33 protein-coding genes and 2 tRNA genes are annotated in these 18234 nt (G+C 63.1%); 20 read left to right on the top strand and 15 right to left on the bottom strand.

The features are described 5' to 3' along the window. Window positions 1-55: 55 nt before the first annotated feature. The 3 genes from F6X53_RS25055 to F6X53_RS25045 form a co-directional block, all read right to left on the bottom strand. Window positions 56-607, bottom strand: coding sequence for a RuvC family protein (locus F6X53_RS25055; RefSeq protein WP_191970990.1), 552 nt, complete (start codon window positions 605-607; stop codon window positions 56-58). Window positions 608-687: 80 nt separating this feature from the next. Then, the gene (locus F6X53_RS25050) at window positions 688-981 is read right to left on the bottom strand and encodes a hypothetical protein (RefSeq protein ID WP_151003435.1); all 294 of its coding nucleotides are present in this window, start codon (window positions 979-981) and stop codon (window positions 688-690) included. 2 nt (window positions 982-983) lie between these two features. After that, on the bottom strand, window positions 984-1499 hold the full coding sequence (locus F6X53_RS25045; protein ID WP_151003433.1) for a hypothetical protein: 516 nt from the start codon (window positions 1497-1499) through the stop codon (window positions 984-986). 50 nt (window positions 1500-1549) lie between these two features. Here F6X53_RS25045 and F6X53_RS25040 point away from each other — a divergent pair, with 50 nt between their 5' ends. After that, window positions 1550-1819: a hypothetical protein gene (locus F6X53_RS25040; protein WP_151003431.1), complete on the top strand. Its 270-nt coding sequence runs from the start codon at window positions 1550-1552 to the stop codon at window positions 1817-1819. Between the two features lie 230 nt (window positions 1820-2049). On the opposite strand, the gene F6X53_RS32655 is transcribed toward F6X53_RS25040, so the two are convergent. Continuing rightward, entirely contained in the window at window positions 2050-2196 is a 147-nt protein-coding gene (locus F6X53_RS32655) for a hypothetical protein (RefSeq protein WP_191970989.1), read from the bottom strand. A 125-nt stretch (window positions 2197-2321) separates the two neighbouring features. Between F6X53_RS32655 and F6X53_RS25035 the strand changes: the two genes are divergently transcribed. Next, window positions 2322-2654, top strand: a complete 333-nt coding sequence (locus tag F6X53_RS25035; protein WP_151003429.1) for a hypothetical protein — start codon at window positions 2322-2324, stop codon at window positions 2652-2654. 10 nt (window positions 2655-2664) lie between these two features. Here the strand turns inward: F6X53_RS25035 and F6X53_RS25030 are convergent, their stop codons facing one another. Then, window positions 2665-3000 carry a hypothetical protein gene (locus F6X53_RS25030; RefSeq protein WP_151003427.1) on the bottom strand — a complete coding sequence of 112 codons (336 nt, stop codon included), beginning with the start codon at window positions 2998-3000 and terminating at the stop codon, window positions 2665-2667. Window positions 3001-3123: 123 nt separating this feature from the next. On the opposite strand from F6X53_RS25030, the gene F6X53_RS25025 reads away from it, so the two are divergent. After that, window positions 3124-3717 (top strand): S24 family peptidase, encoded by a 594-nt coding sequence (locus tag F6X53_RS25025; protein ID WP_151003424.1) that lies wholly within the window; start codon window positions 3124-3126, stop codon window positions 3715-3717. Here F6X53_RS25025 and F6X53_RS25020 read toward each other — a convergent pair. Further along, window positions 3704-3967, bottom strand: coding sequence for a hypothetical protein (locus F6X53_RS25020; RefSeq protein WP_151003422.1), 264 nt, complete (start codon window positions 3965-3967; stop codon window positions 3704-3706). The genes F6X53_RS25025 and F6X53_RS25020 overlap by 14 nt on opposite strands. A 206-nt stretch (window positions 3968-4173) precedes the next feature. On the opposite strand from F6X53_RS25020, the gene F6X53_RS25015 reads away from it, so the two are divergent. The 8 genes from F6X53_RS25015 (at window position 4174) to F6X53_RS24985 (ending at window position 7478) form a co-directional block, all read left to right on the top strand. Continuing rightward, entirely contained in the window at window positions 4174-4410 is a 237-nt protein-coding gene (locus F6X53_RS25015; protein ID WP_151003420.1) for a hypothetical protein, read from the top strand. Continuing rightward, window positions 4410-4673 carry a hypothetical protein gene (locus F6X53_RS25010; RefSeq protein ID WP_151003418.1) on the top strand — a complete coding sequence of 88 codons (264 nt, stop codon included), beginning with the start codon at window positions 4410-4412 and terminating at the stop codon, window positions 4671-4673. Before F6X53_RS25015 ends, F6X53_RS25010 begins: the two co-directional genes overlap by 1 nt. A gap of 103 nt (window positions 4674-4776) precedes the next feature. After that, window positions 4777-5160: a hypothetical protein gene (locus F6X53_RS25005; protein WP_151003416.1), complete on the top strand. Its 384-nt coding sequence runs from the start codon at window positions 4777-4779 to the stop codon at window positions 5158-5160. A gap of 83 nt (window positions 5161-5243) precedes the next feature. Next, window positions 5244-5912 (top strand): ERF family protein, encoded by a 669-nt coding sequence (locus F6X53_RS25000; protein WP_238296006.1) that lies wholly within the window; start codon window positions 5244-5246, stop codon window positions 5910-5912. Continuing rightward, window positions 5912-6568 carry a lambda exonuclease family protein gene (locus F6X53_RS24995; RefSeq protein WP_151003414.1) on the top strand — a complete coding sequence of 219 codons (657 nt, stop codon included), beginning with the start codon at window positions 5912-5914 and terminating at the stop codon, window positions 6566-6568. The genes F6X53_RS25000 and F6X53_RS24995 overlap by 1 nt, the downstream gene beginning before the upstream one ends. A gap of 1 nt (window position 6569) precedes the next feature. Beyond that, the gene (locus F6X53_RS32650; RefSeq protein WP_191970988.1) at window positions 6570-6791 is read left to right on the top strand and encodes a hypothetical protein; all 222 of its coding nucleotides are present in this window, start codon (window positions 6570-6572) and stop codon (window positions 6789-6791) included. A 1-nt stretch (window position 6792) separates the two neighbouring features. Continuing rightward, on the top strand, window positions 6793-7239 hold the full coding sequence (locus F6X53_RS24990; protein ID WP_191970987.1) for a helix-turn-helix domain-containing protein: 447 nt from the start codon (window positions 6793-6795) through the stop codon (window positions 7237-7239). 32 nt (window positions 7240-7271) lie between these two features. Continuing rightward, the gene (locus tag F6X53_RS24985) at window positions 7272-7478 is read left to right on the top strand and encodes a hypothetical protein (RefSeq protein WP_151003410.1); all 207 of its coding nucleotides are present in this window, start codon (window positions 7272-7274) and stop codon (window positions 7476-7478) included. A gap of 100 nt (window positions 7479-7578) precedes the next feature. Here F6X53_RS24985 and F6X53_RS24980 read toward each other — a convergent pair whose 3' ends face one another. Continuing rightward, complete coding sequence (locus F6X53_RS24980; protein ID WP_151003408.1) at window positions 7579-7785, bottom strand: hypothetical protein; 207 nt, start codon at window positions 7783-7785, stop codon at window positions 7579-7581. 31 nt (window positions 7786-7816) lie between these two features. Between F6X53_RS24980 and F6X53_RS24975 the strand changes: the two genes are divergently transcribed. The 4 genes from F6X53_RS24975 to F6X53_RS24960 are packed head-to-tail and all read left to right on the top strand — an operon-like array spanning window position 7817 to window position 9924. After that, entirely contained in the window at window positions 7817-8428 is a 612-nt protein-coding gene (locus tag F6X53_RS24975; RefSeq protein WP_151003406.1) for a hypothetical protein, read from the top strand. After that, window positions 8421-8621 (top strand): hypothetical protein, encoded by a 201-nt coding sequence (locus F6X53_RS24970; RefSeq protein WP_151003404.1) that lies wholly within the window; start codon window positions 8421-8423, stop codon window positions 8619-8621. The genes F6X53_RS24975 and F6X53_RS24970 overlap by 8 nt, the downstream gene beginning before the upstream one ends. A gap of 3 nt (window positions 8622-8624) precedes the next feature. Next, on the top strand, window positions 8625-8984 hold the full coding sequence (locus F6X53_RS24965; RefSeq protein WP_151003402.1) for a hypothetical protein: 360 nt from the start codon (window positions 8625-8627) through the stop codon (window positions 8982-8984). Beyond that, window positions 8884-9924, top strand: coding sequence for a tyrosine-type recombinase/integrase (locus F6X53_RS24960; RefSeq protein WP_191970986.1), 1041 nt, complete (start codon window positions 8884-8886; stop codon window positions 9922-9924). Before F6X53_RS24965 ends, F6X53_RS24960 begins: the two co-directional genes overlap by 101 nt. Before the next feature lie 70 nt (window positions 9925-9994). Here F6X53_RS24960 and F6X53_RS24955 read toward each other — a convergent pair. The 3 genes from F6X53_RS24955 to F6X53_RS24945 form a co-directional block, all read right to left on the bottom strand. Continuing rightward, window positions 9995-10070: transfer RNA gene (locus tag F6X53_RS24955), tRNA-Phe, on the bottom strand. 116 nt (window positions 10071-10186) lie between these two features. Next, window positions 10187-10372, bottom strand: coding sequence for a DNA gyrase inhibitor YacG (locus tag F6X53_RS24950; protein WP_151003399.1), 186 nt, complete (start codon window positions 10370-10372; stop codon window positions 10187-10189). Next, a complete protein-coding gene (locus tag F6X53_RS24945) occupies window positions 10369-11043 on the bottom strand; it encodes a Maf-like protein (RefSeq protein WP_151003396.1) in 675 nt (224 codons plus the stop codon). The genes F6X53_RS24950 and F6X53_RS24945 overlap by 4 nt, the downstream gene beginning before the upstream one ends. A 207-nt stretch (window positions 11044-11250) precedes the next feature. Here F6X53_RS24945 and F6X53_RS24940 point away from each other — a divergent pair. Then, window positions 11251-11325: transfer RNA gene (locus F6X53_RS24940), tRNA-Gly, on the top strand. Window positions 11326-11376: 51 nt separating this feature from the next. On the opposite strand, the gene F6X53_RS32645 is transcribed toward F6X53_RS24940, so the two are convergent. From F6X53_RS32645 to F6X53_RS24920, 5 genes are all read right to left on the bottom strand, one after another. Next, complete coding sequence (locus tag F6X53_RS32645; protein WP_191970985.1) at window positions 11377-11544, bottom strand: hypothetical protein; 168 nt, start codon at window positions 11542-11544, stop codon at window positions 11377-11379. Between the two features lie 238 nt (window positions 11545-11782). After that, window positions 11783-12058 carry a DUF5334 family protein gene (locus tag F6X53_RS24935; RefSeq protein ID WP_238296005.1) on the bottom strand — a complete coding sequence of 92 codons (276 nt, stop codon included), beginning with the start codon at window positions 12056-12058 and terminating at the stop codon, window positions 11783-11785. A 176-nt stretch (window positions 12059-12234) separates the two neighbouring features. Continuing rightward, entirely contained in the window at window positions 12235-12978 is a 744-nt protein-coding gene (locus F6X53_RS24930) for a hypothetical protein (protein WP_151003394.1), read from the bottom strand. A gap of 180 nt (window positions 12979-13158) precedes the next feature. Continuing rightward, a complete protein-coding gene (locus F6X53_RS24925; protein WP_238296004.1) occupies window positions 13159-13428 on the bottom strand; it encodes a hypothetical protein in 270 nt (89 codons plus the stop codon). Between the two features lie 87 nt (window positions 13429-13515). Then, on the bottom strand, window positions 13516-13866 hold the full coding sequence (locus F6X53_RS24920; RefSeq protein WP_151003392.1) for a hypothetical protein: 351 nt from the start codon (window positions 13864-13866) through the stop codon (window positions 13516-13518). A gap of 82 nt (window positions 13867-13948) precedes the next feature. On the opposite strand from F6X53_RS24920, the gene F6X53_RS24915 reads away from it, so the two are divergent. The 4 genes from F6X53_RS24915 (at window position 13949) to F6X53_RS24900 (ending at window position 18127) form a co-directional block, all read left to right on the top strand. Further along, window positions 13949-14164, top strand: coding sequence for a YlcI/YnfO family protein (locus F6X53_RS24915; protein ID WP_151003390.1), 216 nt, complete (start codon window positions 13949-13951; stop codon window positions 14162-14164). A 538-nt stretch (window positions 14165-14702) separates the two neighbouring features. Then, on the top strand, window positions 14703-16517 hold the full coding sequence (locus F6X53_RS24910) for a DUF4214 domain-containing protein (protein WP_191970984.1): 1815 nt from the start codon (window positions 14703-14705) through the stop codon (window positions 16515-16517). Between the two features lie 374 nt (window positions 16518-16891). Beyond that, window positions 16892-17473, top strand: a complete 582-nt coding sequence (locus F6X53_RS24905) for a Ros/MucR family transcriptional regulator (RefSeq protein WP_151003386.1) — start codon at window positions 16892-16894, stop codon at window positions 17471-17473. A gap of 345 nt (window positions 17474-17818) precedes the next feature. After that, the gene (locus F6X53_RS24900; RefSeq protein WP_151003384.1) at window positions 17819-18127 is read left to right on the top strand and encodes a hypothetical protein; all 309 of its coding nucleotides are present in this window, start codon (window positions 17819-17821) and stop codon (window positions 18125-18127) included. Window positions 18128-18234: the final 107 nt, after the last annotated feature.

Raw genomic sequence — 18234 nt, 5'->3', positions numbered from 1 at the left:
CTGGAGGAGCGACATGGGCGCTGGACGCCCTCAGGCCAGTCGGTGGAAATCCAGCTCACCGCACCACCTCGCAGGCGTAGAGGGCGAGCAAGGCCGCCTCGGCGCGACCGTCATCCTTCTTGCGGGCGAAGTCGCGCGAGGCCGGCCACGTGCGGATCGCCAGCGCGCGGGACTGCTCTTTGTCGGACGAGAGCCGGAAGTGCTTCTTCCACCGCGCCGGCGTCTCGAGCCGGAAGGGGATGTGGAGCGCGCCGAGCGCGCCGAGCACGGCCCCGTAAGCCATGCCGAATTTGGAGGTCGACGAGACGCCCTGCTTGGGCATCGCCGAGACCCGCTCGACGATGGCCGCCGTCGCAACGTGATCCCGGATCAGCCGGCCGAGCTCGGCGCCGTCGATCTGCCCGTCGGCGAGCGGCGCGTCGAACACCAGGATTTCGTGCGGCCGCGCCGGGCGGTAGAAGGCGAGGGCGCCGGAGGCGCCGGGATCGACGCCGAGCACGACGCGGTTCGGATCGGCCAGCGCCGCGGGAGCCGCCAGGATCCGCTCGTCCGCATCAGCGCAGGAGCGTACGTCGTCTTGAAGGGCGAACAGACCTGTGGCTTCCATGGTGCTCTCCAAGGACGAGGACACGACCCGCGCCCGGCGCCACTGCTTCCCCGCAGGCGCCGGGCGTCTTCGTTGTGGGGTCAGGGGTGAGGCCGGCCGGGTGGCAGGCCGCCGGCGTGGCGGGGCTCGTCGGACGCGAGGACACCCGAGATGCGCTCGGCGGTCGCGGTGTCGACGGACGAAGCGGTGCCCAGGCTCTCGGACGCCGCGATCGGCGCCTCGGCTACCTGAAAGGTACAGCCCGAAGAGGCCCAGAACGTGCGCTCGGTCCCGGGCTGGACGTCCTCCTCGTGCCGGTGCGCGGTCTGAAAGGTCGTGACGCGCGCCACGTAGCTCGCGCTCGCGGGCACAATCACGATCACACTCGTCGTCATGCTCACTCCCCCTCGATCGCCCGCCACAGCGGCAGGTCGTTCACGTCCACCGACGGTTGATCAGCCGGCACAAGCGTTCGAGCGCGCGGACGGACCAGTGCCGGTGCGGCCGGCGGTCCTGCACCGCGCGGAGCTGCTGCTTGAGCTTGCGTCGGTCCCGGGCGGCCTGGATGAGGCGCAGCACTCGCCGATAGAGCGACATCGATGGCCTCCCTGAGCTGGTCGTTTTCGCCCTCGATCCGCTCTGAGGCGGCGTCGATGCGGGCGCAGAGCCGGTCGTAGGCCGACCGGATGTTGAGGGCGTCGCGCAGGTAGATCGCGGCGTCGGGCTGGCGCCCGATCACCTTACGGACCCACGTCTGCGACTTGCCGAGCATCGAGCCGAGAACGGCGTAAGCTTCCATGCGCGAGAGGCCGCGATCTTGGAGAGCTTTCACCGAGGCGACGATGTTCGGTCTGACAAGACCGATTTCGTGTTCAGCCGTAATCATCGAACGGCCGTCCTTAGTTGTCCGCATCTGGTCAGCCTCATGTGCTTCACTGTCTTCGAAGCAGAGGAGCTGGGCGGATGCAGGAGGTTGGACGGGATACTCAGCACACGGGCGCGATCGACAGTCTGGACAGCAAGGCGATTGCGCAGGAACACGCGGACAGCCCCGCCAAGGGCCGCACGCGGAAGACGAAGAAGATGCTGGGTTGGCAGACGCGCCTCGTCCGCGCTGCTGCCGCTCACGCTCGCAAGCAGCGGCGAGTGAAGACCATACCGGCACAACCGCAGCCGCTCGACGCGCGTGGATTGGCCATCTGGCTCGACGACACCCTTGAGCAGAGCTGGTGAGCCGTGGTGAGCGCTCGTCCTGAGAAAGGCCGGAGCCCGAAGGCCCCGGCAAGTCTCAAGGGAGGAATTGCCCAGATGGGCCTCGGACGCGGCGAACCGCGAAATGGCGCTGGGGCTTTCTCGGCCCGTGCCCAGCAACGGGTTCCGCGCAGGGACTATCCCGGTCAGCGTCATGCCGAACGGCCCCTGGTCGAGATCGGACGCGCCGGAGCGCGAAAAGGTGAGGGCGCTCATGGGAGCGCTCCAGCAATGAAGCAGGCGAGCCCCGGCACCGCATCCGCCAGCCCGATCACCAGCGCGCGCACCGAACCGTTCAGCCCGGCGGCCGCGAGGTTCAGCACCGACAGCGTGGCGAAGAGGATGGCGAGCGCGGCCATGTCAGGCAGCGCCCCCGACGGCGCGGCACCGCACGATGGCGGGAACAGCAGCCCCAAACCCTCGAATGTTTAGACCGGCCAGAAGGCCTGGCGTCACGCTCGTGCGCATGTGAGCGGAGGCGCCGATGTGGGCCCAGAGACGAGACATCCTCGACGTGCAGCACTGCGCGAAGACGCGCGCCGCGCCCGAGCCGACGTCGCTGCGACCCGAGGACTTCGACGACATCATCGCCGAGCAGATCGCGCAGAAGCAGGCGCTCATCATGATGATGCGGCGCGTTGCTGCGCTCACGCGAATGATGAAGTTGGACCCGGCAGAGTTCGCGGCCCACTGGAAGAAGGTCGGGCGGCAAACAGTCGACCTGACCGCGCTCAACGTCGCAGAGGGCCACGAGAACGTGGTGCGCGCCAATGCGAAGAGACGGCTCGAAGCCATCATCGACATCGGGATGCGGTAAGCGGCGCGCATCACGCCACCCCACGCGAACGGCTGAAACCTTCCGGCTCAGGGCAGGGCGTTGGGGCGGGGAGTTCACGTTCGACATCCCCGCTGCCTACCGGCGAGCGGCGGCGGAGCATGACCTCCTTCCGCTTCACTCGAAGGTCAGCCAAATCGTCGAGAGTGATTCCGGAACCAAGCCGCTCGGAAGCCCGCACGATTGCCGGCCAATGCTCTGGCGCAATCGAGTCCCGGTGCTTCATGACATCAGCATGCTTGATGTCGATGCGGGTTTCGGAAGAGAACCGATCCCGACCGCCGAAGGTCGTGTCGATCAGATCGCGGAAGGACGCGGGCTTCGTCATGCGGGCAAACTTACGACACGTAAGTTACGCTGACAAGTACCAAACGTAAGTTTCGTTTGGCTACGCCAAGCTATGCCCCGCAAAGCCGCAGCGCCCGATCTCTCGACGCAGCATGGTAGGCTGATGTCTGCCCGGCTCGCGGCTGGTTATGCAACCAGGCCGGAGGCGGCCGCGGCTCTCGGGATGTCGGTGTCGACGTACGAGTCTCACGAAAATGGCCTTCGGGCCACTAAGGGTATCCCACTTGAGAGCGCGCGGCAGTATGCGCGGCGGTTTCGAGTTTCGCTAAACTGGCTGCTGACAGGCCAGGGCGAGCGGAGCACGTCAGCAGTGGGTGTCGAAATCCGTGGCTTCATCGGAGCAGGAGCTGAGATCGAGGACGTCGAGGGGAGCGCCCGCTACGAAGAGTTGGGCATCACACCCGATGATGCTGACGAACTGGAGTGGTACGAGGTAATCGGCAACTCGATGGAACCTCGCGTCTATGCAGGTGAGTTCGTCGCTTTCGAAAAGCGGGAATACGAACCATCCCAACTGCTCCGCACTGAGTGTCTAGTCTATCTCGATGATAAGCGGCGGTTCTTCAAGAAGTTGAACCCCGGCACAGGGCCGGGGCTCTATGACTTGATTTCTCATAACGCTGAAGATCGCCCCGACGAGCGGGTTGTGAAGGCAGGAAAGCTCGCGATGATCGTCTCTCGCCCTAGAAGGGCATAGGCGCGACCACAGCCATTACAGCCGGCGGCACAGTGCCGTAAGTGCCGAGCACCACTGGTTCATCGTACTCGCCAAGGTCCGGGTCTCCAGACCTGGAGAAAGCGATGGCACCGGGACCGTTCTGGGCGACACGCTCCGCCCGACGCTTCGCCTCGTCAGCGGACTTGAACATGAGGGCCGTCCCCGGCTCCAACTTCCCCTTCTTGGACCGAATCACGGGCATGACAACGTTGATCGTTTCTCGGGTCATGTTCTCTCCGGTGCAACCGCAAGGTGCGGAGCCGTACGAGAACAAAACTGGAACAGATTGTAACCTGGGGTAGGGTGTGGATAACGGGGAAATCGTAGGGTATCGACCAACCCTGCTCCTTAACTTACAAAACGTCACTAAATGGCTTGACGCCTAACTTACACTGTGTAAGTTATATCCATCGCCTCTCGCGATGGAGCCGCCCAGTGCCCCAGCCCCTCGAACTGACCACGTGGTTCAAGAAGATCCAGGCCGCGAGCGCCGCTTGCGCTGCTGAGCCGCGCGCTCCCGTCGGCCACGTCGAGAGCCCCGCGGTCAACGCGATGCTCGCCGAGGTGCAGGCTTCTGCAGCGACGCGCGCCGCCCGCCAGCTCGCCGTCATGGCCGAGCACGCGATCACCGAGGCTCCGGCTCTGGCCGGGCGCTATGGGAAGGCCGCGTGATGGCCGCCCCGCGCCCCCGCACCGTCGCGGACACCGGCGTCCGCCTGCTCATCGATGAAGTCGGCAAGGGCGCGGCCCTGGCCGCCGTCGTCCGGAACATCCTCTGGATGCATGACCACGACGGGATGCGCATTGGCGCCTCGTCGGCCGGCTCCGAGACGTACCTCGTGAAGAGCCTGCGCGCCCGCCTCGCCGACCTCGAGGCCTGCGACCCAGATCTCGCCCCTCCCGCCATCATCCAGCCCGCCAGGAGCGCGGCATGACGGACCCACAGCTCGCCGCCTTCTTCATCACCGCCGGGCCGACCTTCGTCGGCATCCTCTGGGCTCTCGGCAACGCCGTGGGCAACGCGCTCGGGCCGCACCCGTGATCTTCGCGGCCTACTCCGAGGCCCTCGTCCTCGAGGTGCGGGCCATCCTTCCTCTCGACATGGAGGCGGCCGTGGCTGCCCAGAACACGCCCGCCACCAAGCTCTCGCTCGCCGGCTTCCGCGGCCCGTTCGCGGTCCGCTCATCCTGGGAGCCGGTCATCGTCGACGAGACGGGTGCGCCTGTCGCAATGGCGCTGCCGGGACCGAGCCCCGCCTACCGCATGCTCCTCGCCGAGGAGATCGCGGCGGCGCTGAACGCGCGTTGCGGCATCCTCGAACCGGCGATCGCCGACCGCTTCGACCCGCATCACCTCGCGGCCGTGAAGGCCGAGAGCCGGCGGAACGACGACCGCCTCAACCCACCCCAGGCCGCGGAGTGACCACCATCATGCCCAGCAGCAACCAAGCTCTCGCCCATGTCGACGGAGTGTCGACACCCGCGCCGATGCAGAGCGAGTCCGGGATGATCGTCAGCGTGATCGAGCGCGCCGCGCGCGATCCGAACGTCGACATCGACAAAATGGAACGGCTCCTCGGGATGCAGGAGCGCGTCCTGGCCCGGGCCGCCAAGGAAGCGTTCTCGGCTGACTTCGCCAAAATGCAGCAAGACCTCCCGACGATCATCGAGCGTGGCCGTGGCGACAAGGGCATGAAGTACGCCCTCTGGGAGGACGTGAACGACGCGATCAAGCCTGTGCTCGCCCAACACGGATTCGGGATCAGCTTCAAGACGGGACGGACGTCCGAGCGCGTTACGGTCACGGCGATCCTGATGCATCAGTCCGGGCACTCGGAGGAGACCACCCTCGAGCTGCCGGTCGACACGTCGGGAAGCAAGAACGCCGTGCAGGCAGTCGGATCCTCCACCAGCTACGGCAAGCGCTACACAGCCCAGGCCCTGCTCAACCTTACGAGCCGCGACGGATTCGAGCGGGACGACGACGGACGTGGGGCCGGCGCGGGCCCTCGCATCACGGCGGCACAAACGGACGAGCTGCGCGAACTGGCCGAGAGCGTGGGCGCCAACCTCCCGCGCTTTCTCCGGTTCATGGGGGTCGACAGCCTCCCCGAACTGCCCGCCGCGAAGTTCGAGCGGGCCGTGGCCGAGCTTCGTCGGAAGGAGGCCCGCTGATGGCCGACATGGTCCAGGGCTCGCCCGAGTGGCTGGCCGAGCGCTGCGGCAAGGTCACGGCCTCCCGTATCGCCGACATGATCGCGAAGACGCAGAAGGGCTGGGGCGCTGCGCGCACGGCCTACCTGCGCGAGCTCGTCGCCGAGCGGCTAACTGGCCTCAGCGCCCCGCACTTCACCAGCGCTGAAATGTACTGGGGCTCGGAGAACGAGCCGGTCGCGCGCGACGCCTACGCTTTCCGCTTCGACGTCGACGTGGATCGCCTCGGTTTCGCGCCGCACCCGCGCATCGCGATGGCAGGGGCCAGCCCGGACGGCCTCGTCGGCGCCGAGGGCCTCGTCGAGTTCAAGTGCCCGAAGACCGAGACGCACCTCGACACGTGGCTCGCGCAGGCCGCGCCCGAGAAGTACGTGTCGCAGATGCAGTGGCAGATGGCCTGCACCGGCCGCGCCTGGTGCGACCTCGCCTCCTACGATCCGCGGGTGCCCGACGAGCTGAAGCTGTTCGTGGTCCGCGTGCCGCGCGACGACGCGCTGATCCAGGATCTCGAGGAACAGGCCGTCGCCTTCCTCGCCGAAGTCGACGCCCAGGTCGCGCGGATCGAAGCGCTCGGCCGGCGCGCCTTCACCTTGGCCGACAGCAGGGAGGCCGCCTGAGATGTGCCTCGCCTGTCACATGGTCTCCTGCGCCTCCGATGAGTTCCAGGGCTGCGGCTGCGTCCACTGCGACGAGCCCGACTGCTGGGACGATCCGGACGAGGTCCGCGAGGACGTGCCCGACGACGATTCGGACGGCGACGGCTACGACCTGCGCCGCCTCCCGCTCGCGGCGCGCCGCCGCCCCGCACCTTCCCGATTCCGCTGCGTGGAGATTGCCTGAGATGGATCCGCACAACCTCACTCGCGCGCAGGTCATCGCCCTCACGGAGGAGCGCGACACCCTGAAGGAGGCGCTTCGGCAGATGGAGCAGGCGATGGCGCCCGTCATGCAGCTGCCGCGCGAGTGGCGGCTGACCGCCTGCGAGACGAAGTTTCTCTTCGCCATCCGCGCTGTAGCGCCCAACGTCGCGCACAAAGAGCGGGTGCTGGTCGCCATGTACGGCGTCCTCGATCAGGACATGCCCGAGCAGAAGGTGATCGACGTCTACGCGTGCAAGGTCCGGCGCAAGCTCATGGAGGCGCAGACCCAGATCCACGTCGAGACCGTCTGGGGCCGAGGCTACCGACTCAGCCCCGAGAGCCTCGCCCGGCTCGACGCGGCAATCGAGAGCACGCGCGCTCCCACCACGTGGCCAGCCGGCCTCCCGCTCCTCGTTGCGGCCGAGTGATCGCCATGGCCTGCGAGTGCATCGGCTGCGCGATGAGCGCCTTCCTCACCGAGCAGTATCCGCGCGGCGCCGAAGCCATGAGCGTCGACGACAAGAACATCGCCATGACCGTCATGGCGGAGTTCGTCGCTCAGGTGATCGCCAACGAGGAGGAAGCGGCGCTCCAACGCTTCGTCTCGCTGCTGGTGAAGAAGCGGGTCGATGCGCGGAAGCAGGCTCAGGCGGGAGGGCTGCAGTAATGCCCGCCCCGATCTGCCCCGCCTGTCAGACCCCGGCCGTGCTGAGCCTCGGCGCTGATGCCTGGCCCGATCGCCAGGATCTCGCCGACAGCGGCCGGGGTCAGAGCTGTTCCGCCAACCGCCGCAGTGCAGCCGGGATGCCGGCGTTCGACGCATTGCCCTTGGCTTCGTCCGCTGCGGCTCCGAGCAGGTTTACGAGCTTGCCTCGATCGAGTGACTGCCGATCCGAAAGGCAATTCACGATCACCTGCAGTGTGTGCTCGATGGCCACGATGCGGGCCTCAAGCTCCTGCTGCTTCACTTCCATCCCTGCCTCCATCGTTCTTTTTATCGCAGCGATGTTAGCCGGCGGTGCGCTAAGGGGAAGATACCGTTTCGCCAACCCTGGCCTGCTGAACGAGCGCGGCATCATCCCGCCACCTCTCAACGCCGGCCGCATCGTCGCCCGTGGTACCCGGGCCGGAGCCTTCGCGGCCTTCGCGCAGCACAGCGCGAACGTGCCAAGCCACAGCAGCGACAATGTCGGGGTTGGCCCTGCCTATCTCTGTTTCCGTCCAGAAACGGAAGAGCGTGCGCGCGAGGGCGTATTCAATGGACTGCAAATGGTTGCGAGTGGCTTCTACTTGAGCGCTCCGAATCTCGTTGGCGAAATCCAGGAACGAACTGGTCAGCAGGAGATGCGCCAGCCGAACGATGAGCATGTCATCGCGTTTCTCAGTTTCCATGGCGGATCACACCACAAGACTGCTGGTCGCTCCATTGTAGAGCCGGACTTCGGCCGTCACCATGGATCTTGTGGGGTAGCCAGCCTCGTCGCGAGCGGGCGCATGAAGATGGCCAATGCGGAACGCGAGATCGCGACCATGGAAGCGATTGCGGCCGATTACCGGGTCCAGGCCGCGGCCGAGAAGCCGGACCTGTTCGCGATGGGGGAGGGGCATCATGGGTGAGCCGCAGCTAGGCCCTAACCAGACGGCTCACGAAGCGCTGCGCGAAGGGGCCCGCCAAGTCGTCGAGGCACATGACGCCGTGACGGCTGCGGTCGCGCGCGAAGCCGTGGATGAAGCGATCGAGGCGGAGAAACGCCTCGAGTCTGCGGTCGAACGGCTGCGGGTCTTGCTCGCCAAGGGGGAGGGCGCCTGAACCATGGCTCGCGCGCACATCGAACCAAGGCTGATGACGCGGGCCGAGGCTGCCGCCTATTGCGGCTTCTCGCCCAGCGTCTTCGAGCGCGAGTGCCCCGTGGTGCCCATGTCGTTCGGCGACCGGCGGCTGGAGCGCTACGACCGTTTCGACCTCGACAACTGGATCGAGGATCGCAAGACGCCTGCGAAGGGCGGCTTAAAGACGATGGCCGACGCCATCGCCGAGTTCTGGGGTGATCGCGAAGGCGCCGATCGCGGGCGTGAAGCGATACCAGGACCGGCACGGGAAATGGCGGAATTACCATCGCGCCACCGGCAAGGCGATCAAGGCGGAGTACGGCACCGCTGCCTTCGCCGCTGAAGTGGCCGAGCTCGACGGCGTGGTGGCCAAGAAGCCCCCGGCGCCGAATGGCACGCTCAAGGGCGTGATGGACGAGTACAAGAAGACCCCCGCCTTCGCCGATCTCGCGATGGCGACGCGCTCCGGCTACGAGCGCTACTTCGAGATCGCCAAGCCGCTGCACGATGTGCCGATCAAGAGCATCGATTCGGCGGGGCTATCCGTCATCCGGGACAAGGTCGCGATGAAGCGCGGCAGGCGCACGGCGAACTACATGCTCTCCGTCCTGTCGGTCCTGTTCGGCTTTGCGATCGAGCGCAAGTACGTCACCCAGAACCCGGCCTTCTTCGTCAAGCGAGCCAAGCGGGACAAGAGCAAGCCGAAGGCGAACCGGCCGTGGTCCCTCGCCGAGCGCCATGTCGTGCTCGCTGCGGCGCCGCCGCACCTGAAGGTGCCGGTCGCGCTCGCGATGTTCACGGGCGTCCGGAAGCGTGATGCGCTGACCCTGCGCAAGGACGCGATCAAGGGCGGGCGGATCGAGACCTCGAAGACCGGCGAGGAGATCTTCATCCGGATCCATCCGGAGCTCGCCGCGATCCTGGCGAGCGTGCCCCAGCACACGGCGCCGACGATCGCCGCGACCTCCCGCGGGACGCCCTGGACCGAGAGCGGTTTCAACTCGGTCTGGGACAAGTTCACGGACAAGCTGGAGGCGGAGGGGAAGGTGCGCACCGGATTGACCATTCACGGCCTGCGCCACACGCTCGGCGGGCACCTGGCGGATGCGGGCTGCGACCTCGACACGATCCGACGCGTCCTGGGCCAGAAGACGCTCACGATGGCGCAGCTCTACAGCGAGAGGGCCAAGAAGGAGGCGGCGACGAAAGACGCGATGGAGCGGATCGATCTGCTCGGGTCACGGAGCACAAACAGCGACGAGATTGTCTACCCGCCGAACTAACCGCCGCTAAGTGAAAAAAGCAGTTTCTGAGCGGGAGTCGCTAAGTGTCGGAACACGCTCAGGAAAAGAGTGGTGCCCAGGGACGGAGTCGAACCGCCGACACTGCGATTTTCAGTCGCATGCTCTACCAACTGAGCTACCTGGGCATCCGCCGGAGCGCCTGACGGCGTCGGCTGGAGCGGGGGTATAGTGAGTGCGGATGGACCTGTCCAGCCTCGTTGCGCGCGCGTCCAGCGGGTTTTCGGGCAAATCCGCGCCGGTTCTATTCCGCCGGCTCGCGGGGCGGATCGGTGTCGTCCTCATCCTCGGACGGAATCACGTAGCGGTCGCTGAGCCAGCGGCCGAGATCGATGTCGGCGCAGCGCGCCGAGCAGAACGGCGTGAAGGCGGCCTCCGCGGGCCGGCCGCAGATCGGGCAGGGGGCGGGCTTCTTAGGGGTCGCGCTCATGCCGGGCCGCCCCAGCTCCCGCGAACCGGGTAGCCCGCGCCATCGAGCAGGCTCACGGTCTCGTAGAGGGGCAGGCCGATGACGGCGCTGTGCGAGCCGACGAGCTTGACGACGAAGCTGCCGGCCAAGCCCTGGATGGCGTAGCCGCCCGCCTTGCCGCGCCACTCGCCCGAGGCGAGGTAGCTCTCGATCTCTCGGCCCGAGAGGCGCTTGAACCGGACCCGGCTCTCGACGATGCGCTCGCGCCGGGCATCCTTGGGCGAGAGCAGGCAGATCGCGGTGAAGACGCGGTGCTGCCGCCCCGAGAGCAGGCGCAGGCAATCGGCGGCTTCCTCGGGGATCTCGGCCTTCGGCAGGATGCGCCGGCCGACCGCCACCACCGTGTCGGCGGAGAGGAGCCAAGCCTGGCTCAGGTCGTCGCGGCGGCGGGCGGCCTCCTGCGCGGCTTCGAGCTTGGCGCGGGCGAGCCGGCGCGCGAGCTCGCGGGGCGTCTCGGATTTGCGCGGCGTCTCGTCCACATCGGCGGGCAGGAGCGCGTCGGGCTCGATCCCGACCTGCTGCAACAGGGCCAGGCGGCGCGGCGACGCGGAAGCGAGGACGAGGCGGGCGTGACGCGGAGCCAGGTCGCTCGGCGGAGCGAGCAGGCCCTCGGGGGCGGCAATCGTGTCCATCTGTCTCCAACGGCAAGCCGTCGCGGCGCCCGGACGGTTCGGCAAGGGCCGGGGAGCAGTACTGGAAAGCGCCGCCAATGTGAACGGCTGGCGTCGGCCAGTCGCCGCGCGGCGAACGAGGCCGTGGACAACGCAATCGGCTCTGTTATGGTCCGCCCGTCCCGGCGCCAGACGCCGGCACGCGGCTCGCCCTCACGGGCGCCGCAGGCGGGCGTAGTTCAGTGGTAGAACGTCAGCTTCCCAAGCTGAATGTCGTCGGTTCGATCCCGATCGCCCGCTCCAATCATTTCAGATATTTAGCGGCCAGCCGCCGTTCCGTCTCACACAGTCGTCTCACACACCGGTGAGCTGACGGCGCTTCACGATCGCCAACCCTTCGCTGATCAGCAGCCTCCGCGAACGCGCCTCTGATGCGACGGCGCCCGAGCGCCAGCTTTTCGTCGAGGTGTAGGTCGCATGCACAGGAAAGCAGTCGCCGGACAGGAAGGCGCGCTTCGCCATCCTGCTCGAAGCGAAGGCCTGCGATGCGGCCCTGCTACTCACCTCCGCCGCATTGCCCGGCTGCTTGGTTCAGATGACCTTCGCAGCCGAAACGAGCACAGCTAGGGTCGAGAGGTCAGAGGGCAGGGGAGCCAGTGAGGCTGTCAGCCATTCCGGGGGCCTTGAGCTCGCAATCGTCTCGGCCGTGCTGGAGCAGCTCTCGAACGGCAGGGGGCGACCGTAGGCGATCAGGCCGCTGTCACTCCCCGCTTCCATCCATGTCGAGCGTCACCGCGTTGCCATCGCTGTCGGTCCCCTCGATCTCCACACCGCTGCCGCTTCTGCGAACGCTGTCCACATCAATCGTGCGGAACGAGCCGGCGCCGTGGTCATAGAACTCGACCTCGCGGCCCCGCCGGACGGTCTGGCCCTTCTCGATCTCGACGCCGTTGCAATTAGAGCTGTCGGACCCGTCCCAGGCCATGGCGGGCCATGCAAGCAGGACGAGGATGAGGGCGGAGGCTATGCGGATCATACTGCCAAGCTACCGAGGAGCGTCTGACCAGGCCATCGGGTCTTCGCAGCCGGGCGCGGCTGAGCTGTGGATGGCCGCACGCGCGAGCGAACCGAGCTATGGAAACGCCCGCGGGCCTTGCGGCTGCGAAGGCGTCGCCTCGAGCGCCGAATTTGGGTTGCGAAGTAGCCGACGTTTCAACCGCGAGGCTGACCAAGCGAATTCCAAAGCCTGTCTTGGACGGCCTTCTCAAGCGCTTTGTACGCCTCATCTCCTTCAGAGTGGAGCCGCTCGGACCGATCCCATCGATCCGATTTGCCGAGTTTCTGAAATGAAATCATTCTCTCAGTCATTGCTTCGGCAATGATTATTTCGAGTTTCTCAAAGCCCGATCTAATTTCCGGCCGAATGAAAATTCCGTATTTTCGTAGGTGAATACGAAACTTGTTTACGATTTCGTTGGCTATGTTATATTGCTTGAGATCAGTTGCGTAGACATATGCCTGCTGACGATCTGGCGATGTCAGGATAGTATTGATTGTACCGGGGCTAAATTCATGTCGAGCGAAGACCTCTCTGGCCTCCGCATCCACGAGCTTCGTTATGTCGGCATATGATCGGAAAGATAAAGTAAGTTCCTTTCCATAGAAAAATGCGTCAGTAACCTGCCGCCAAGCCTCTGGTAAGCACTCAAATTCTAGTTGGTGGATCTTTGTTGTGCGATCCAATAGAGAATTTATCTCAAATTTCAGGTGCTCCAACTCTCTTTGCTGAGCATGCTTATAGCTTTCCAGTCGCTCGTTGAACCTTGCGTCGAGCCATTTTGTACTGAGGATTTTGAACGCCCAGTAGGTTGCTACACTAGCGAGAGCAAAGAGAAGCCCTAAAACCCCAAGGACGTTCCAAGCGGATTGAAAAAAGCGGAAAGTGATCTGGTCCACGAGGATGCCATGCTCTGTTGAGCCCTCAGCCTCGCATGGCTCAGTTCAGCAAGTCTCGCTTGCTCTGAACCCGTCCCCAGCGATGCACGCGCCCCAGCTGAGCAATGAGCCCGCGCCCGTCTGTCTCTTGGGTTTTGAGATTTCAGGACACAGGGATCAAGCCTCAAAGCTTCAGGCAGCTCAAAGCAGCGAAGCCAGTCCCACAACCCCGGCCCCGCCTGCGATCAGGACGAACGCCGCCAGGAGCTCGCCGCCGACGTCGAGGAAGCGGAGGGCGCGCACGTGCGTCGTGTCTGGCCGGACGGGGCTGACGGCCTTCCAGGCCTCGACGTGAGAGGCCCCACAGCCACCGAGCTCTCGGACTGCGCCCCGCGGCGCCCGCGGGGCTGACGGGTTGGCGCGTTCCTGCGCAGCAGCGGGTGTTGTGCGGGCGTACTTCGTCATTGCCATGACCGGTGTCTCCGGGGCTTGAGGTCGTCAGGGATGCGGGGTGCGGCGCTGGAGCCTCTCCGGTTCGAGAGAGGTGCTGCGGTTAGATCAGTGCGCAGCTGCTCGGCGAGCGTCTCGGGCGGCAGACCACGCCTGCTTCAGGGCCTTACCGATCAGGGCGCGGTAGGACTGGCCAAGACGGGCCGTCATCCGCTCGCGGACGATGGCGTTGGCGAGGGTCATGATGGCGGCTCGGTCGTAGCCACCGGCGCTGGCGAGGGGCTGAGCAGCGGCGACGGCCAGAGACGCCTGAGCCGCGCGGTAGGCGCGGACATTCTCCTCGCGTGCGTGCTGCCGGGCGATGCGCTCGGCTAGCGTCGCGGGTGCAGCCACGATGGTGCGGTCGTTGCGCATGTCGCGAGTGGCAGCGGTCCAGGAGATCTGACGGCGGATGGACATCGGCTTGCCTCCGTACCTGATATCATCTAAATAGAAGATATCAAATATCGGGTCAATAGGTGATATCACATTGGAGGCTGAATTGACGGAATTGATGATATCAGCCACATCGCCACGCGTGGGGCGCAAGCAGATCAATCACGAGCAGATGCCGGCTCGCTTTGCCGAGGGCACGCTGGCCCGGATCGATGCTGTCCTGGACGAGCGCGAGAAGCGCTCAGACTTCGTCCGCGAGGCTGTCGAGCGCGAGCTCAAGCGGCGCGAGCAGGAGAAGGCCGAAAAGGACGTCTTCAAATGAGCGGGGCAAAAGGTGTTGCCCCGCCTGCAATACCGGCGCGGTGATCGTCGCTCGTGCCGCGGCGGCCGTCTTGTTGGTGCTGCAGCCCAACGATCCGAAGGTTGCGCTTGGAGACACCGCTGCTGTGCTGTTTGCGTCGGTAATCGTGCTCCGGAAGATCCGACAGGACCACTGGCAGCGTTGATGCCAAGCAGGCGGAAAAAACAAACATTAGATCACCTAGCATTTGCCACAGCTCTGCTTCGGCTAGCGACTCTCCGTGATATAATTAACGCAAGCTTGCATTCAAAAATGCCAGTCTAAGGACAAGCTTTCCTGCCGACCACATCAGCAAAAGATAGCCGGGAAGATCACCCATCGCGTACCAAAAGCGTGATGCAGCATCGGCCGATCGAATATGGAGTTCCTCGGTGAGCAAACGAGTTAGACCCCTAGCAAAATCGAAAAAATCCACTAACACTGCCGAAAGGGATTCGAGCCTTCCGTATTAAATACTGAGGGCGACAGGCGGGGGGCATAGATTTTAATGTCGAAAAGTTTGTATTTCAAAATTTCTGTTGTAACGCAAGTTCCACTCAATTCTAATCTTTTGAGCCCAAATCCGCCACTATACATTAGCGGATTTGATACCGGTTTCAAGAAATACAATACCGCTTTTAATCCGAACGGTGGCCTTGCTCTTGATGTCCGGGAGGTTAGCGCGGCGTCGCTGAAACAACCCCCCGACTTCTTTTCGAGCAGCAATTGGCATGTGCTTAGTGTTCCAGACACTTTCGTTCTGTCGTCCGACCTACCTTCGTTTGATCCATCAGGGATAACGGATCAAGCCCTCGATGTAGTCGGGGATTACGCTTCGAGAAAGGGGTTTACTAACGTCGTAAACTTTGTAAAACAAGTTAAGCAAGCTTACGACAAAGTAAATCCTGTGTATGATCTGCTGTCTGACCATATGTCGAAGCAGTTCAATTTGATGGAACGCATGTTTGATGGCAAAATCTCGCCCGCACAGCTGATGCTTGAGAGCGACCTACTTGCCTCGAAGCTTAGCGGTGACTTGCTTGCTCAAGCTGGCGTTCCAAAAGAAATGGCATCTATGTTCGGGATGCTGCTCTTCAAGTTTTCGCAGCCTGGATCTAGTGGATTTGGTGACGCGACGACGGGTCATTATACTCCAGGTCACGTAGGAGTTTATCTCGATGATCCTCTAGATACGTTCTCTCAGCGTAGCACCGGCGATCAACGCGCTATCTATGTTGGGGGATCGAGCGGGAATACTTTGAATGCCGGCAATCAGGGTGTTGTTTTCTACGGCGCAGCTGGCAGCGACTCACTTCGCGGCGGTGCGGGAAATGATTATCTGGCGGGTGGGATAGGGCAGAACCAGATCTTTGGCTATGGTGGCAGCAACACAGCTGTTTATCTTGGGACGATGTCTAATTATACATTCAAGTATTCACCTAATGACATTTTAGGTCCATACTTCACGGTAACTGGAAACGGCTCTAATGATTACGTAAAGGACGTTCAGTTTCTCCAGTTTTTCGATAATAGAGTTCCTGTATCGCAAATATTTCCGGAAATTAATTCGATAAAGGTTCCGTTCGGCACGGTAACACACGATGCAAATAGCATCGGCGGTAAGGTTTATGCGCTTTATGATGGCATACTTGGAAGAGCACCCGATCCCTTGGGTCTGGAGCACTATTACAATGTAGTCATTAATGGATCGTCACTGCAGGATGTTGCCCGGAGCCTCCTTTCATCGCCGGAAGGGCAATTGAGAGCCGGCGCCTCCAGCAACTCGACTTTTGTTGAACAGCTATACGACGCAACGTTGCATCGCCATTCGGATGCTGGCGGTCTAAGCTTCTTTGTTAATCAACTGAATGCAGGTACCCCGCGTGCCGACGTGGCGATTAGCTTCTCGCTCTCCAGCGAACATCTCGCCAACCTTAAGGATGCATTTGACTTTGGAGTGTTCGTCGCCGACAAAGCCGCGTCGGACGTTGCTCGGATCTACCATGCGGTTTTAGATCGCGTGCCCGACGCCGACGGCCTCTTCTATTGGGCAAACCAAGTGAAGCATGGCGCGTCAATCGAGGCCCTAACGCAGACGTTTTTGGCAACTCCAGAAGTGCAGAATAAGACCGGTGGGATGACCAATGCACAGTTCGTGGACGCTATCTACGAGAATGCCTTGGGCCGGCATGCGGAGGCTGGTGGATTGGCATTCTGGACTGGGCAACTGGATCATGGCGCCTCACGCGTGGGTGTGACAACCACCATCGGCCTCAGTGCTGAGGCACAACAGCACCATTTGTATGACATCGAAGCAGGTTGGCACTTAGCTTAGGTTCCGCCATCGGCGACAGACTTCTCAGCCCCGTAGCCTCACAGCTCGCGGGGCTTCTCGTTGGTGCCGGGTTGGCTGCCGACTGACATGGGCATCACCGCACGGGCTGGACGACGTCTGATTCAGAGTTCCGCTACCGGATGCTCGTCCTGATCACGGCGATGCGCTTCAAAACGAGGGTTGCCAGCCCGCATGCTGATCCGATTGCTTAGGAAACGGGGTGCCGGTGAACAGCTCCAGCAAACAAAAAGGCGAGATTTTCTCGCGCTAAGCGCCGATGGATACGGGAAAGTCTTTCCGACAGCCCGCCGATGAATTGCCAGCGCTCAGGAAATGCGTACTGAATGGGACCTCGAAAACAGTTAGGCCTTAAAATGTCCGAAACCGAAGTCGCTCCTCAAACCAACCACATCGAACTCGCCGTTGACATCGTCTCGGCCTACCTGGCGAATAACCACGTTGCCGCTGGCGACTTGCCGGCCCTGCTCATGAATGTCCACGCGGCGGTATCCGGCCTCAGTCAGGCGCCTGCTGTGAGCGAGCCTGAGACGAAGGCCACACCCGCACAGATCCGCAAGTCGATCAACCATGACGCGCTCATCAGCTTCGAGGATGGCAAGCCCTACAAGACCCTGCGCCGGCATCTGACGATCCGCGGTTTGTCGCCGGAGGCCTACCGCGCCAAGCATGGTCTGCCGGTCGATTACCCGATGGTTGCGGCCTCTTACTCGGAGCAGCGCGCCTCCCTCGCCAAGGCCCTTGGCCTCGGACGAGGGCGTAGTGCGGCAGCAGCGAAGTCCAGCGACGCGCCTGCGACCGTGTCGGAGGCTGCCGCACCCGCTGAGGCGCCGAAGGGCCATGGTGGCCGGAAGAAGGCTGCGGAGGCACCAGCCGAAGCCGAAGCTCCGAAGAAGCGGGCTGGCAGGCGCAAGGCGGCAGAGCCGGCAACGGCCTGAGTGAGATGAGATCCGGCGCGCCGTGTCTCTCACGTTGCGCCGGTATCGTTCAGATCGCTGGCGATGATCTCCAGGATGCACAGAATGGCGAGGCCGATCGCGCCAGCGACCACATCGGCCTCGCGGTTGCCGCGGTGGCGCGGGATCGCTGGAGCTAACCTGCAGATCGGCCGGTCACTCGAACCAAACAGTTTTCAAGGCATTCTCATGTCTGTGATCCACATCACATATACTCCTTTCAGTATTGATTAGCCTACAGAATATAACAACATTTTAAATCGAGCTGAAGCCATATCTATTTGGTCAACTCTGGCTGATCTGACTCTTGTAGGCAGGAGGCGTGTCATGTCGAAAAATGTTGGTGGTAATTGGAACGCGGTTCAGAGCAATGGGCCAATTGTCAATTTTAGACTGCAACAAAACGATGATAGGCTGCAAGGAGTTGGAACTCATAGCAACGGAAGCGTCAGCGGAACAGGAAACGGCAGCGTATCAGATACAGGTTTTTTATTTGTCATCGATTGGAGCAATGAATCAAAAGGAGAATACAATGGCATTTTCGGGTTGGATGGCCGTTTAACTGGCATCACGTTCGACAGAAACCAACCAGACAGTCAGGCGACATGGCACAGCACGAAGGTGTTTGAATCCTAATTCTCTCCATGCTGGCTTCAAGCCGCAATCGCCTTCAGCCCGCCCGGTTCCCCGGCGCGGGCACTTTGTTGCCATCCTGTCCTCCGAGGATCCTCAACAGCGCCATT

Origin of the sequence: Methylobacterium soli (assembly GCF_008806385.1) — a bacterium.
GTDB lineage: Bacteria > Pseudomonadota > Alphaproteobacteria > Rhizobiales > Beijerinckiaceae > Methylobacterium > Methylobacterium soli.
Note: the sequence above shows the minus strand (reverse complement) of the source record. Positions and strands in the feature narration are given on the sequence as shown.

What these genes read in the sequence shown, in the direction of transcription:
- F6X53_RS25045 (WP_151003433.1), bottom strand. Translation starts at nt 1,499, where the DNA reads ATGCGGACAACTAAGGACGGCCGTTCGATGATTACGGCTGAACACGAA.
- F6X53_RS25050 (WP_151003435.1), bottom strand. Translation starts at nt 981, where the DNA reads ATGACGACGAGTGTGATCGTGATTGTGCCCGCGAGCGCGAGCTACGTG.
- F6X53_RS24950 (WP_151003399.1), bottom strand. Translation starts at nt 10,372, where the DNA reads ATGAGCGCGACCCCTAAGAAGCCCGCCCCCTGCCCGATCTGCGGCCGG.
- F6X53_RS24985 (WP_151003410.1), top strand. Translation starts at nt 7,272, where the DNA reads ATGAGCGCCTTCCTCACCGAGCAGTATCCGCGCGGCGCCGAAGCCATG.
- F6X53_RS24970 (WP_151003404.1), top strand. Translation starts at nt 8,421, where the DNA reads ATGGGTGAGCCGCAGCTAGGCCCTAACCAGACGGCTCACGAAGCGCTG.
- F6X53_RS24900 (WP_151003384.1), top strand. Translation starts at nt 17,819, where the DNA reads ATGTCGAAAAATGTTGGTGGTAATTGGAACGCGGTTCAGAGCAATGGG.
- F6X53_RS24905 (WP_151003386.1), top strand. Translation starts at nt 16,892, where the DNA reads ATGTCCGAAACCGAAGTCGCTCCTCAAACCAACCACATCGAACTCGCC.
- F6X53_RS25000 (WP_238296006.1), top strand. Translation starts at nt 5,244, where the DNA reads ATGATCGTCAGCGTGATCGAGCGCGCCGCGCGCGATCCGAACGTCGAC.
- F6X53_RS25010 (WP_151003418.1), top strand. Translation starts at nt 4,410, where the DNA reads ATGGCCGCCCCGCGCCCCCGCACCGTCGCGGACACCGGCGTCCGCCTG.
- F6X53_RS24920 (WP_151003392.1), bottom strand. Translation starts at nt 13,866, where the DNA reads ATGTCCATCCGCCGTCAGATCTCCTGGACCGCTGCCACTCGCGACATG.
- F6X53_RS24995 (WP_151003414.1), top strand. Translation starts at nt 5,912, where the DNA reads ATGGCCGACATGGTCCAGGGCTCGCCCGAGTGGCTGGCCGAGCGCTGC.
- F6X53_RS32650 (WP_191970988.1), top strand. Translation starts at nt 6,570, where the DNA reads ATGTGCCTCGCCTGTCACATGGTCTCCTGCGCCTCCGATGAGTTCCAG.
- F6X53_RS25035 (WP_151003429.1), top strand. Translation starts at nt 2,322, where the DNA reads ATGTGGGCCCAGAGACGAGACATCCTCGACGTGCAGCACTGCGCGAAG.
- F6X53_RS24975 (WP_151003406.1), top strand. Translation starts at nt 7,817, where the DNA reads ATGTTAGCCGGCGGTGCGCTAAGGGGAAGATACCGTTTCGCCAACCCT.
- F6X53_RS24935 (WP_238296005.1), bottom strand. Translation starts at nt 12,058, where the DNA reads ATGATCCGCATAGCCTCCGCCCTCATCCTCGTCCTGCTTGCATGGCCC.
- F6X53_RS24945 (WP_151003396.1), bottom strand. Translation starts at nt 11,043, where the DNA reads ATGGACACGATTGCCGCCCCCGAGGGCCTGCTCGCTCCGCCGAGCGAC.
- F6X53_RS25030 (WP_151003427.1), bottom strand. Translation starts at nt 3,000, where the DNA reads ATGACGAAGCCCGCGTCCTTCCGCGATCTGATCGACACGACCTTCGGC.
- F6X53_RS25055 (WP_191970990.1), bottom strand. Translation starts at nt 607, where the DNA reads ATGGAAGCCACAGGTCTGTTCGCCCTTCAAGACGACGTACGCTCCTGC.
- F6X53_RS24965 (WP_151003402.1), top strand. Translation starts at nt 8,625, where the DNA reads ATGGCTCGCGCGCACATCGAACCAAGGCTGATGACGCGGGCCGAGGCT.
- F6X53_RS24980 (WP_151003408.1), bottom strand. Translation starts at nt 7,785, where the DNA reads ATGGAAGTGAAGCAGCAGGAGCTTGAGGCCCGCATCGTGGCCATCGAG.
- F6X53_RS25025 (WP_151003424.1), top strand. Translation starts at nt 3,124, where the DNA reads ATGTCTGCCCGGCTCGCGGCTGGTTATGCAACCAGGCCGGAGGCGGCC.
- F6X53_RS32645 (WP_191970985.1), bottom strand. Translation starts at nt 11,544, where the DNA reads ATGGCGAAGCGCGCCTTCCTGTCCGGCGACTGCTTTCCTGTGCATGCG.
- F6X53_RS24990 (WP_191970987.1), top strand. Translation starts at nt 6,793, where the DNA reads ATGGATCCGCACAACCTCACTCGCGCGCAGGTCATCGCCCTCACGGAG.
- F6X53_RS25040 (WP_151003431.1), top strand. Translation starts at nt 1,550, where the DNA reads ATGCAGGAGGTTGGACGGGATACTCAGCACACGGGCGCGATCGACAGT.
- F6X53_RS32655 (WP_191970989.1), bottom strand. Translation starts at nt 2,196, where the DNA reads ATGGCCGCGCTCGCCATCCTCTTCGCCACGCTGTCGGTGCTGAACCTC.
- F6X53_RS24925 (WP_238296004.1), bottom strand. Translation starts at nt 13,428, where the DNA reads ATGGCAATGACGAAGTACGCCCGCACAACACCCGCTGCTGCGCAGGAA.
- F6X53_RS25020 (WP_151003422.1), bottom strand. Translation starts at nt 3,967, where the DNA reads ATGACCCGAGAAACGATCAACGTTGTCATGCCCGTGATTCGGTCCAAG.